The following is a 12608-nucleotide window of genomic DNA, read 5'->3' as shown; positions in this document are numbered from 1 at the left end:
TGTCTTCTTTCCATTTTTTTGTTATAATAGAAAAAGAAAAAGGTGATCTTATGAAAAAAATATTAATTGTAGATGATGAGAAACCAATCTCAGATATTATTAAGTTCAATATGACCAAAGAAGGCTACGAAGTTGTAACAGCCTTTAACGGTCGTGAGGCAATCGAGCTATTTGAAGCTGAGCAACCCGACATTATTATCCTCGACTTGATGCTCCCAGAAATCGATGGTTTAGAAGTAGCCAAAGCCATTCGCAAGACCAGTAGTGTTCCTATCATTATGCTGTCAGCTAAGGATAGCGAGTTTGACAAGGTTATCGGTTTGGAACTAGGGGCAGATGATTATGTCACAAAGCCCTTCTCAAATCGTGAATTGCAGGCGCGTGTCAAGGCTTTACTTCGCCGTACCGACTTGGTTTCAGTTGATAGTCAAGAGTCTGATGAGAAGAAATCCCAGCCACTTCAGATTGGCGATTTGGAAATTGTTCCAGACGCTTACGTGGCCAAAAAATACGGTGAGGAATTAGATTTGACCCACCGTGAGTTTGAGCTCTTATATCACTTGGCTTCCCATATTGGACAAGTGATTACGCGTGAACACTTGCTTGAGACTGTTTGGGGTTATGATTATTTTGGTGATGTTCGTACAGTGGACGTGACCATTAGACGTTTGCGTGAAAAAATTGAAGATACTCCAAGCCGTCCAGAGTATATCCTCACCCGTCGTGGTGTTGGCTACTATATGAGAAATAATGATTGAAGATATTAGACAAACTATTCTGACCAGCGATTTTATCTTTATCCTGATTTTACTTGGTTTTATCCTGGTGGTGACCTTGCTCTTACTGGAAAATCGTCGGGATAATATCCGTCTGAAGGGGATAAATCAAAAGGTTAAGGACTTGATTGCAGGTGATTATTCTCAAGTTTTGGACTTGCAAGGAAGTACAGAAATCACCAATATCACCAATAATCTCAATGATTTGTCAGAAGTTATTCGTTTGACCCAAGAAAATCTGGAACAAGAGAGTAAACGATTGAACAGTATTCTTTCTTACATGACAGATGGCGTTCTTGCGACCAATCGCCGTGGCCAGATTATCATGATTAATGACATGGCCAAGAAACAATTAGGTGTTCAGAAAGAAGATGTCCTTAATAAAAGCATTTTAGAATTGCTTAAGATAGAGGATGAGTATGAACTGCGTGACCTGATTACACAGATTCCTGAGTTGATGATTGATTCCCAAGATGTGAATGGTGAATACCTGAGTCTTCGTGTACGTTTCGCTCTGGTTCGTCGTGAGTCAGGTTTCATCTCTGGTTTGGTTGCTGTTTTACATGATACGACCGAGCAGGAGAAGGAAGAACGTGAGAGAAGACTCTTCGTTTCAAATGTAAGTCATGAGTTGAGAACTCCTTTGACCAGTGTTAAATCTTATCTTGAAGCCTTGGACGAGGGCGCCTTGTATGATCCTGTAGCCCCTGATTTTATCAAGGTTTCGCTTGATGAAACCAACCGCATGATGCGGATGGTGACAGATCTCTTGCATCTCTCTCGTATTGATAATGCGACCACTCAGTTGGATGTGGAGTTGATTAACTTTACAGCTTTCATCACCTTTATCCTTAACCGTTTTGACAAGATGCGAGGTCAGGATCAAGAGAAAAAATATGAGCTAGTTCGAGATTACCCAATCAATTCAGTTTGGATTGAGATTGATACTGATAAAATGACCCAGGTGATTGATAATATTCTCAACAATGCCATCAAGTACTCACCAGATGGTGGGAAAATCACTGTCAGTATGAAAACAACTGACGACCAGATGATTTTATCCATCAAAGACCAAGGTCTAGGTATTCCAAAACAAGATTTGCCGAAGATTTTTGACCGTTTTTACCGTGTGGATCGCGCAAGAAGTCGTGCCCAAGGTGGAACTGGGCTAGGTCTAGCCATCGCAAAAGAAATCATCAAACAACACAATGGCTTTATTTGGGCCAAAAGTGAATACGGTAAGGGCTCAACCTTTACCATCGTGCTCCCTTATGATAAGGATGCCGTAAAAGAAGAAATATGGGAGGACGAAATAGAAGACTAGAATGAGTGAAATAGGCTTTAAATACAGTATTTTAGCATCAGGTTCCAGTGGAAATTCCTTTTATCTGGAAACCCCAAAAAAGAAAATATTAGTGGATGCAGGCTTGTCTGGTAAGAAAATTACCAGTCTTTTGAGTGAAATCAATCGTAAACCTGAAGATTTGGATGCGATTTTGATTACGCATGAGCATTCAGACCATATTCATGGAGTCGGTGTCTTGGCTCGCAAATATGGCATGGACCTTTACGCCAATGAAAAAACCTGGCAGGCCATGGAAAATAGCAAATACCTCGGTAAGGTGGATTCATCCCAGAAACACATTTTTGAAATGGGAAAAACCAAAACCTTTGGCGATATCGATATTGAGAGTTTTGGGGTTAGTCATGATGCCGCAGCACCCCAGTTTTATCGCTTTATGAAGGATGATAAGAGTTTTGTCATGTTGACTGACACAGGTTATGTTAGTGATCGTATGGCAGGAATTGTTGAGAATGCTGACGGTTATCTCATCGAATCCAACCACGACGTGGAAATCTTACGAGCAGGTTCTTATGCTTGGCGACTCAAACAACGTATCCTATCTGATCTTGGCCACCTCTCTAACGAAGACGGAGCTGAGGCCATGATTCGTGCCATGGGAAATCGAACCAAGAAAATCTACCTTGGCCACTTGTCCAAAGAGAACAATATCAAGGAGCTGGCTCATATGACCATGGTCAATCAGCTGGCCCAAGCCGATCTGGGAGTCGGAGTTGACTTTAAGGTTTACGACACCTCCCCAGATACCGCAACACCATTAACAGATATATAAAAAGAAGGCGAGAGCCTTCTTTTCTTATGTATTTATCAGGGATTTAGTGTGGTATAATGATTAAAAATATATAGGAGTAATATTTTGAAGAAAAAATGGTTATTTAGAGATTACTATGATACAACGATTATCATTCTAGCACTGATATCGGTTGTTCTGGTTTTGCTTGGATTTGCGGAAATGATTGATTTGGACAATCCTCCCTACAGCATCATTGATTTACTGATTTGGTTTGTTTTTGTGGTAGATTATGGTTGGCGCTTCTTTTCAAGCCAAGGAAAATGGCGATTTATCCTTGAAAATATCTTTGACTTGTTAGCTATACTTCCTTTAAACGCTATTTTTACAGTATTTCGATTAGGGCGTATCTTCCGCTTAGCAAGACTGACAAAATTACTGAAACTCACTCATCTTTTAAGAATCGTAGGATTGACTGGCAAGTTGGAAAAGAAGGTTAGCAAACTCTTACGGACAAATGGCTTACTTTATATTTTCTATCTCAATTCCTTTATTGTACTGGTAGGGAGTTCAATTTTATCAGTTGTTGAAGAAAAATCTTTTTCGGATAGTCTTTGGTGGGCGCTTGTAACGGTAACGACTGTTGGTTATGGAGATATTGTTCCTGCATCGATTTTTGGGAAGTGGTTAGCTGTTTTATTAATGCTTGTTGGTATTGGAACAATAGGGATGTTAACGAGTTCCTTGACGAATTTTTTCGTGAAAGAGAATCCAGATGAACAGATAAAACTCGATAAACTCCAAGATGAATTGTCTAGTCAGAGAATGTTACTAGAGAGGCAATCCGAGAAGATAGAAGAACTACATAGAATGATACAAGATTTGCTTGAAAAAAAGTAATTTAGACCATACAAAAACCACTCAACGAGTGGCTTTTTTACAATCCTGCAAATTCTTTGATTTCTTGTGCTGACATGGAAGAGTCGCAACGGACATTGATTTGGCCATCTGCAATATGAACAAATCCTGGTACGGTTGGAATTCCATAACGTGAGCGGAATTCTTGCAATTCATTGAGTTGGCTTGGTTCTTCACTGTTGATGAAGTAGATGTGAGCTTTAGTTTCAGCTACGACACCTGCCAATGTGCCTGCAAATTTACGGCAGTAAGGGCAAGTTTTACGGCCAATAAAGAAGGTTGCTGTTTCTTTATTATCGAGTGCTTCTTGTGCACGCGCAACTGTAGTGACTTCAAGGTTTTTGATGTTTTCTAAAAAATGTTCCATGAGATTACCTCGCTTTCATTGATAAGTCTAGTATGCCATAAAGTTTCTAAAAATGCTTAGATTTGATACGAAAAAAAGATGAGATTGGTTGGTCTCATCTTTTATAATTTCTTATTTAACAAAAGCATTGATTTCTGCTTCGATGTTGGCAATCTTAGCTTGTGAATCTTCATTACTTTCACCCACAACGGCAATGTAGAATTTGATTTTTGGTTCAGTACCAGAAGGGCGAACAGCAATCCATGAACCGTCAGCAAGTGTGTATTTCAAAACATCACTTGGAGGAGTTGTCAAGTTTGTAACAGTACCGTCAGCAGCAGTAGCAGTTTGAGCCTTGAAGTCTTCTACGACAGTGATAGCTGTTGTGTTCCATTCTTTTGGAGCATTGTTACGGAACTTAGCCATAATGGCTTTGATTTGTTCTGCACCATCAACACCAGAAAGGGTAACAGAGATTGTCTTTTCAGCGTAGTAGCCGTATTCTTTGTAGATTTCTTCGATACCATCAGCAAGTGTCAAACCACGTGAACGGTAGTAGGCAGCAAGTTCAGCAACGACAAGAACAGCTTGAATAGCATCTTTATCACGTACGAATGGTTTGATCAAGTAACCGAAGCTTTCTTCAAATCCCATCATGTAGGTGTGGTTGTGTTTTTCTTCGAATTCTTGAATCTTTTCAGCGATAAATTTGAAACCAGTTAGGACGTTGAACATAGTTGCGCCGTAGCTCTCAGCAATCTTCGTTACCAAGTCAGTTGATACGATAGACTTGCAGAGGGCTGCATTTTCAGGAAGAGTTCCAGCGTTTTTGTGGGCTTCCAAGATGTACTTAGCCATGATGGCACCGATTTGGTTACCTGAGAGGTTGAGGTAGCTGCCATCTTTTTGAAGAACTTCAACTCCAACACGGTCAGCGTCCGGGTCAGTTGCAACAAGAACATCTGCACCAACTTTGCGTCCGAGTTCTTCAGCAAGGGCAAAGGCTGCTTGGCTTTCTGGGTTTGGAGATTTCACAGTAGAGAAATCAGGGTCTGGAGTTGCTTGCGCTTCGACGACTTGAACAGAGTCAAATCCGGCTTGGGCAAGAGCACGACGAGCCAACATTTCACCAGTACCATGGAGTGGTGTGTAGACAATCTTCATGTCTTTACCAAATTCTTCAATCAAGGTTGGGTTGATGTTTACGTCCTTAACTTCTTTAAGGTATTCCACATCGACAGCTTCGCCGATAACTTCAATCAAGCCAGAAGCTTTTTCTGCTTCGACATCAGCAACTTCCACAGCGAATGGATTTTCGATAGCACGAATATAAGTAGTCAAAGCGTCTGCATCGTGTGGAGGCATTTGTCCACCGTCTTCTCCGTAAACCTTATAACCGTTAAATGGAGCAGGGTTATGACTGGCAGTAATCATGATACCTGCGAAACAGTTGAGGTGACGAACAGCGAATGAAAGTTCAGGAGTTGGACGGAGGCTTTCAAATACGTAAGATTTGATACCGTGTTTAGCAAGAACTGCCGCAGATTCAAAGGCAAACTCAGGTGAGAAGTGACGGCTATCGTAGGCAATTGCCACACCGCGTTCTTTTTCATTTCCACCTTTTGACTCAATCAAACGAGCCAAACCTTCAGTCGCTTGACGGACAACATAGATATTGATACGATTTGTACCAGCACCGATCAAACCACGCATACCAGCAGTACCAAATTCAAGATTGGTATAGAAGGCGTCTTCCTTTGTCTTTTCGTCCATGTTTTCCAAATCTTGACGAAGGTAGTCTGGAAGTTCAGCAAAATCGACCCATTTTTGATAATTTTCTTGGTAAGTCATAGAGTGTCTCCTTTGTTTATTTGCTTTAATCGCTTTCATTATATCACGATTTATCAATTTAGTAAAACGTTAGCATAACTTTCTGAAAAAGCTTGAAATGAAATGGATTCTATAGTCTTGAACCCCTTAGGGAAACATGCTATACTACCTATATGATTATTTTACAAGCTAATAAAATTGAACGTTCTTTTGCAGGTGAAGTTCTTTTTGATAATATCAATTTGCAAGTTGATGAACGAGACAGAATTGCCCTAGTTGGAAAAAATGGAGCAGGTAAGTCTACTCTTTTAAAGATTTTGGTTAGGGAAGAGGAGCCGACCAGTGGAGAAATCAATAAGAAAAAAGATGTTTCTTTGTCTTACCTAGCCCAAGATAGCCGTTTTGAGTCTGAAAATACCATCTACGATGAAATGCTTCATGTCTTTGATGACTTGCGTCGGACTGAGGAGCAACTGCGTAAGATGGAGTTGGAGATGGGTGAAAAGTCTGGTGAAGATTTGGATAAACTGATGGCGGATTATGATCGTTTGTCAGAAAATTTCCGTCAGGCTGGTGGCTTTACCTACGAAGCTGATATCCGTGCTATCTTAAATGGTTTCAAGTTTGATGAATCTATGTGGCAGACGAAAATTGCTGAGCTTTCTGGTGGTCAAAATACTCGTCTAGCGCTGGCCAAAATGCTCCTTGAAAAATCAAATCTCTTGGTCTTGGACGAGCCAACCAACCACTTGGATATTGAAACGATAGCCTGGCTAGAGAATTACTTGGTGAACTACAGTGGCGCTCTCATCATTGTCAGTCACGACCGTTATTTCTTGGACAAGGTTGCAACAATTACGCTCGATTTGACCAAGCATTCTTTGGATCGCTATGTGGGGAATTACTCTCATTATGTTGAACAAAAAGAGCAAAAACTAGCAACTGAGGCAAAAAACTATGAAAAACAGCAGAAGGAAATCGCTGCTCTGGAAGATTTTGTTAATCGCAATCTAGTAAGGGCTTCGACAACTAAACGTGCCCAATCGCGCCGTAAACAACTGGAAAAAATGGAGCGCTTGGACAAGCCTGAAGCTGGCAAGAAATCAGCCAATATGACCTTCCAGTCGGAAAAAACATCGGGCAATGTTGTCCTGACTGTTGAAAATGCTGCTATTGGCTATGATGGAGAAATATTATCAGAACCTATCAACCTAGACCTTCGTAAGATGAATGCTGTTGCGATTGTCGGACCAAACGGCATTGGGAAGTCAACCTTTATCAAGTCAATAGTAGACCAGATCCCTTTTATCAAGGGAGAGAAGCGTTTTGGTGCCAATGTTGAGGTTGGATACTATGATCAGACTCAAAGCAAGCTAACACCAAGTAATACTGTACTCGATGAACTCTGGAATGATTTTAAACTGACACCTGAAGTTGAGATCCGCAACCGCCTAGGTGCCTTCCTTTTCTCAGGAGAAGATGTCAAAAAGTCAGTAGGCATGCTGTCTGGTGGCGAGAAGGCTCGTTTGTTGCTTGCCAAACTTTCAATGGAAAACAATAACTTCTTGATTTTGGACGAGCCAACCAACCACTTGGATATTGATAGCAAGGAAGTGCTAGAAAATGCCTTGATAGACTTTGATGGAACCCTTCTTTTCGTCAGCCACGACCGTTACTTTATCAATCGCGTAGCTACTCATGTTTTGGAATTGTCCGAAAATGGTTCGACCCTCTATCTAGGAGACTATGACTACTATGTTGAAAAGAAGGCAGAAGTAGAAGTAAGACAGAATGAGGAACTTTTAACTAGCAATCAAGCAAAAGAAGCAAGTCCAGCTAATGACTACCAAGCCCAGAAAGAAAGTCAAAAAGAAGCCCGTAAGCTCATGCGACAAATCGAAAGTCTAGAAGCTGAAATCGAAGAGTTAGAAAGTCAAAGCCAAACTATTTCTGAACAAATGTTGGAAATCAACGATGCTGAAAAGCTCATGGAATTGCAGGCTGAACTGGAAAAAATCAACCATCGTCAGGAAGCGGCTATGCTTGAATGGGAAGAATTATCGGAGCAGGTGTAAGAAATTTTATTATTTTTTGATAATCTTGTTATTTTTTCAGCCCTTCTCCATTGTGAGGAGGGCTTGGTTTGTGGTAAAATGGTTTTATGAATAAAAGAATGAATGAGTTAGTTGCCTTACTCAACCGCTATGCGAGCGAGTACTATACGAGTGACAATCCTTCGGTTTCAGATAGCGAGTACGATCGCCTCTACCGAGAGTTGGTCGAGTTGGAAGCTGCCTATCCAGATCAAGTTTTAGCAGACAGTCCAACCCATCGTGTTGGTGGTAAGGTTTTAAATGGTTTTGAAAAATACAGTCATCAGTATCCTCTTTATAGTTTGCAGGATGCTTTTTCACGTGAAGAGTTAGAAGCTTTTGATGCGCGTGTGAGAAAGGAATTACCTCATCCCACTTATATCTGTGAGTTGAAAATCGATGGTTTGTCTATCTCGCTTACGTATGAAAAGGGAATTTTGGTAGTCGGTGCGACACGTGGGGATGGTTCTATTGGTGAGAATATCACTGAAAATCTCAAGCGCGTCAAGGATATTCCACTAACCTTGCCAGAAAAACTTGATATTACCGTTCGTGGGGAGTGTTACATGCCACGCGCTTCCTTTGATCTGGTCAACCAAGCTCGCCAAGAAAATGGAGAGCCTGAATTTGCTAATCCTCGTAATGCAGCAGCAGGAACCCTCCGTCAGTTGGATACAGCAGTAGTTGCCAAGCGCAATCTTGCGACTTTTCTCTATCAAGAAGCTAGTCCTTCAACTCGAGATAGTCAAGAAAAAGTCTTGAAGCATCTTGAACAACTTGGTTTTGTAGTTAATCCTAAACGAATCTTGGCTGAAAGCATGGATGAGATATGGAATTTTATCCAAGAAGTAGGACAAGAACGGGAACAGCTCCCTTACGATATTGATGGAGTGGTTATCAAAGTCAATGACTTAGCAGGTCAAGAAGAACTCGGTTTTACAGTTAAAGCGCCTAAGTGGGCAGTGGCCTACAAATTTCCTGCTGAGGAAAAAGAATCCCAGCTCCTTTCAGTTGACTGGACAGTAGGCCGTACTGGGGTTGTCACGCCAACTGCAAATCTTACACCTGTTAAGCTTGCTGGTACGACCGTTAGCCGTGCGACCCTACACAACGTAGACTATATTGCTGAAAAAGATATTCGCAAAGACGATACGGTTATCGTTTATAAGGCTGGAGATATCATTCCTGCTGTTTTGCGTGTGGTAGAGTCCAAGCGTGTTTCTGAAGAAAAACTAGATATTCCGACTAACTGTCCGAGCTGTGACAGTCAGTTACTTCATTTTGAAGATGAGGTTGCTTTACGTTGTATCAATCCTCGCTGTCCTGCCCAAATCATGGAAGGTTTGATTCACTTTGCCTCTCGTGATGCCATGAATATTACAGGCCTTGGTCCTTCCATAGTTGAGAAACTCTTTGCTGCCAATTTAGTAAAGGATGTGGCGGATATCTACCGTTTGAAAGAAGACGATTTCCTTCTTTTAGAAGGTGTTAAGGAAAAGTCTGCGTCAAAACTGTATCAGGCTATTCAAGCATCTAAGGAAAACTCAGCTGAGAAGCTTTTATTTGGCTTGGGTATTCGCCATGTCGGAAGTAAGGCTAGTCAGCTCTTGCTCCAACATTTCCATACGATTGAAAATCTGGCTCAGGCAGATCCAGAGGAAGTGGCAAGTATTGAAAGCTTGGGTGGTGTAATTGCCCAAAGCCTTCAGACCTATTTTGCTACCGAAGGGTCTAAGATTCTCTTAGATGAGTTGAAAGAGGCAGGGGTCAATCTGGCCTACAAAGGTCAGACTGTAGTAGCAGATGCAGCCTTGTCAGGTTTGACAGTAGTTCTGACAGGAAAATTGGAACGTCTCACGCGCTCAAAAGCAAAAAGCAAACTCGAAAGTCTGGGAGCTAAGGTAACAGGCAGTGTATCCAAGAAAACAGATCTAGTCGTAGCAGGAGCGGATGCAGGAAGCAAGCTCCAAAAAGCACAAGAACTTGGTATCGAAGTTCGAGATGAAGCTTGGTTGGAAAGTTTGTAAAGAATAGCAGCCAGCTAGGTCTTAGATAGTCAGAAATAATCTCTCCTGAATTTTTTTACATAGATTGAGTCTATTGTCAGTCAGAGATTAAATTGCTGAATCTATCAGCACCACATAAAAAAATTAAATTGAAATTAGAAATTAGGAAAAGAAATGTTTAGATACCCAGTAGTCATCCATTTTCATCGAAAGAATGGGGATTATACTGCTTGTTCATTTAGTAGAAAACAGGCGGACAATGTTGAAAAATTGTATTATGAGAATGACTTTTTTGGAGCAAAGTTCTCTTTCACAGTTACAAGTCAAGAAAAGTTAGAAAACCTAAAATTCTCAGTTGAGATTAATGGAAATATTAAGGAATATCCAGTGCGTTATAACTACTATCCGCTTCTGACAGAAGTTTGGATTTTAGAGGGCGACGAGACGGTTTATTATTCTGAAAATCCAGCCATTGCTAGTCCTTACTACAAAGATCAAAATCCATTTGCTTTTGATAAAGCAATCCATAGCGCTAGCTACGATCACCACTGGGGCTACCAAGGAGAACTAGGTTATAGTCTTTCAGATTATCAGACAAGCTTTAAACTTTGGGCTCCTACAGCTACAGCTGTACAGGTAGTTGTCTATGAAAATACCAGCAACGATGCTCCGATTTGGAAAACCTATAATCTAGAGCGTGGGAATAGCTATTCATATAGTCATAAGTACAATACCATTGGTGTTTGGGGTCTAGATTTAGATGAAAATCTTGCTGGCAAGGCTTATCAGTATCAGATTGAATTCCCTCATCACAAGAGTTTGACAAGAGATCCTTATACAATTGCAACCAGTCCTGACGGAAAACGTTCTGTTATTCTCTCACACAAAGAGAGACAAGTAGATGGATTTGAAGTCAAACATGGGACAGAAGCTCCTTGGCGTTTGGAAAATCCATGTAAAGCTGTTATCTGTGAAATGCATATCCGAGATTTGACCAAATCTCCAACATCTGGAGTGGCAAAGCATCTCCGAGGAACTTTCCTCGGCGCTGCGCAGACAGGAACGACTAACCAATTCGGACAAGCAACCGCCTTTGACTATATCAAAGAACTTGGTTGCAACTATGTTCAACTTCAGCCTATCTTTGATCGCCATAAGGAGTACGATGAGGAAGGAAACGTAACCTATAACTGGGGCTATGATCCTCAAAACTACAATGCACCAGAACCAAGTTTCTCTAGTAATCCAGATGATCCAGGACAGGTCGTTCGAGATCTAAAAACCATGGTTCAGGCCTATCATGATGCAGGAATTGGTGTCATCATGGACGTGGTTTATAATCACACCTTCTCAACGGTTGATGCGCCTTTCCAGACAACAGTTCCAGATTATTACTACCGCATGAACCGAGATGGAACCTTCCAAAATGGTACAGGTGTAGGAAATGAAACAGCCAGTGAACATGAAATGTTCCGTAAGTACATGATTGATTCTCTCCTATACTGGGTGAAAGAATACAATATTGATGGTTTCCGTTTTGACTTGATGGGTATTCATGATGTCAAAACCATGCAAGCAATTCGTTGGGCGCTAGATGAGGTTGATCCCCGTATTATCACTTATGGAGAAGGCTGGGATATGGGAACAGGTCTTGCACCTTATGATAAGGCCAAGAAGGACAATGCCTACCAGATGCCAAATATTGGATTCTTCAACGATGATCAGCGTGATGCGATCAAAGGAGGAGAAGTTTATGGTGCAATCAAGTCAGGATTTGTCAGTGGTGCAGCCACCGAACCAATCGTAGCCAAGGCTATTCTTGGTAGCCGAGAATTGGGCTCTTATCTGAGTCCAAACCAGGTTCTCAACTATGTTGAAGCCCATGACAATTACAATCTTCATGATTTACTAGCGACTCTTCATCCTGATCAAAGTTCAGACCAGATTATGCGCAAGGTTGAGACAGCGACAGCAATGAACCTCCTCATGCAAGGAATGTCCTTTATGGAAATTGGCCAAGAATTTGGTCGAACCAAGTTAATTCCGACAGGTGAAGATGGACAACTCACTCCCGCAGACCGAGAACGTGCTATGAATAGTTACAACGCTCCTGACAGTGTCAACCAAATAAACTGGGATTTGATCAATGAAAGACAAGAGAGCATTGAGTTTGTTCGTCAGATTATTCGACTGAAAACACAGACTAGCGCCTTTTCTTATCCTACGTATGAAGAAGTTTACCGTCATGTCTTTGTCCACACTGCTGCAGAGAATAGCGGATGGATTGTTTACGAGATTCACGGGGGACCAGAACATCTATTGGTCGTATTTAATGCAAAGGGAACTTCCTTCTACTTTGAAAATGCAGGAAATCTGGAAATGCTTGTGACAAATAGTCGTTCAAAAGAGTCGAATGTAATCGACAATACTAGTGTCGCAGTGCTTAAAGTACTCTCTTAAATTCATAAACTAAAAAGGGTTAGATTGTGTACTGACCCCAAAAAGTTAGACAATTAATTTATCCAAAGGATTTAGTTCTGTATTGC

Annotated in this window: 9 protein-coding genes; 7 read left to right on the top strand and 2 right to left on the bottom strand. The window is 41.2% G+C overall.

The features are described from left to right. Positions 1–50: 50 nt before the first annotated feature. The 4 genes from yycF (at position 51) to ADI74_RS05005 (ending at position 3769) form a co-directional block, all read left to right on the top strand. Positions 51–758 carry a response regulator YycF gene (yycF, locus tag ADI74_RS05020; RefSeq protein ID WP_000722063.1) on the top strand — a complete coding sequence of 236 codons (708 nt, stop codon included), beginning with the start codon at positions 51–53 and terminating at the stop codon, positions 756–758. After that, positions 751–2100: a cell wall metabolism sensor histidine kinase VicK gene (gene vicK, locus ADI74_RS05015; RefSeq protein ID WP_049537461.1), complete on the top strand. Its 1350-nt coding sequence runs from the start codon at positions 751–753 to the stop codon at positions 2098–2100. The genes yycF and vicK overlap by 8 nt, the downstream gene beginning before the upstream one ends. 1 nt (position 2101) lies before the next feature. Then, positions 2102–2911: an MBL fold metallo-hydrolase gene (locus ADI74_RS05010; RefSeq protein ID WP_001289488.1), complete on the top strand. Its 810-nt coding sequence runs from the start codon at positions 2102–2104 to the stop codon at positions 2909–2911. Between the two features lie 84 nt (positions 2912–2995). Then, positions 2996–3769 (top strand): potassium channel family protein, encoded by a 774-nt coding sequence (locus ADI74_RS05005; RefSeq protein WP_049537459.1) that lies wholly within the window; start codon positions 2996–2998, stop codon positions 3767–3769. A gap of 37 nt (positions 3770–3806) precedes the next feature. Here the strand turns inward: ADI74_RS05005 and ADI74_RS05000 are convergent, their stop codons facing one another. Together ADI74_RS05000 and ADI74_RS04995 are read right to left on the bottom strand one after the other, a co-directional pair. Next, positions 3807–4154 carry a thiol reductase thioredoxin gene (locus ADI74_RS05000; protein WP_049537457.1) on the bottom strand — a complete coding sequence of 116 codons (348 nt, stop codon included), beginning with the start codon at positions 4152–4154 and terminating at the stop codon, positions 3807–3809. A gap of 111 nt (positions 4155–4265) precedes the next feature. After that, on the bottom strand, positions 4266–5984 hold the full coding sequence (locus ADI74_RS04995) for a phospho-sugar mutase (RefSeq protein WP_049537455.1): 1719 nt from the start codon (positions 5982–5984) through the stop codon (positions 4266–4268). A 152-nt stretch (positions 5985–6136) separates the two neighbouring features. On the opposite strand from ADI74_RS04995, the gene ADI74_RS04990 reads away from it, so the two are divergent. From ADI74_RS04990 to pulA, 3 genes are all read left to right on the top strand, one after another. Further along, on the top strand, positions 6137–8038 hold the full coding sequence (locus ADI74_RS04990; protein ID WP_049537454.1) for an ATP-binding cassette domain-containing protein: 1902 nt from the start codon (positions 6137–6139) through the stop codon (positions 8036–8038). An 86-nt stretch (positions 8039–8124) separates the two neighbouring features. Continuing rightward, positions 8125–10083, top strand: coding sequence for an NAD-dependent DNA ligase LigA (gene ligA / locus ADI74_RS04985; protein WP_049537453.1), 1959 nt, complete (start codon positions 8125–8127; stop codon positions 10081–10083). A 153-nt stretch (positions 10084–10236) separates the two neighbouring features. Next, positions 10237–12522: a type I pullulanase gene (gene pulA / locus ADI74_RS04980; RefSeq protein ID WP_049537452.1), complete on the top strand. Its 2286-nt coding sequence runs from the start codon at positions 10237–10239 to the stop codon at positions 12520–12522. Positions 12523–12608 lie beyond the last annotated feature (86 nt).

It is taken from the genome of Streptococcus pseudopneumoniae (assembly GCF_001074565.1).
Lineage (GTDB): Bacteria > Bacillota > Bacilli > Lactobacillales > Streptococcaceae > Streptococcus > Streptococcus pseudopneumoniae_J.
Note: the sequence above shows the minus strand (reverse complement) of the source record. Positions and strands in the feature narration are given on the sequence as shown.

What these genes read in the sequence shown, in the direction of transcription:
- ligA (WP_049537453.1), top strand. Translation starts at nt 8,125, where the DNA reads ATGAATAAAAGAATGAATGAGTTAGTTGCCTTACTCAACCGCTATGCG.
- ADI74_RS05010 (WP_001289488.1), top strand. Translation starts at nt 2,102, where the DNA reads ATGAGTGAAATAGGCTTTAAATACAGTATTTTAGCATCAGGTTCCAGT.
- yycF (WP_000722063.1), top strand. Translation starts at nt 51, where the DNA reads ATGAAAAAAATATTAATTGTAGATGATGAGAAACCAATCTCAGATATT.
- ADI74_RS04995 (WP_049537455.1), bottom strand. Translation starts at nt 5,984, where the DNA reads ATGACTTACCAAGAAAATTATCAAAAATGGGTCGATTTTGCTGAACTT.
- vicK (WP_049537461.1), top strand. Translation starts at nt 751, where the DNA reads ATGATTGAAGATATTAGACAAACTATTCTGACCAGCGATTTTATCTTT.
- pulA (WP_049537452.1), top strand. Translation starts at nt 10,237, where the DNA reads ATGTTTAGATACCCAGTAGTCATCCATTTTCATCGAAAGAATGGGGAT.
- ADI74_RS05000 (WP_049537457.1), bottom strand. Translation starts at nt 4,154, where the DNA reads ATGGAACATTTTTTAGAAAACATCAAAAACCTTGAAGTCACTACAGTT.
- ADI74_RS04990 (WP_049537454.1), top strand. Translation starts at nt 6,137, where the DNA reads ATGATTATTTTACAAGCTAATAAAATTGAACGTTCTTTTGCAGGTGAA.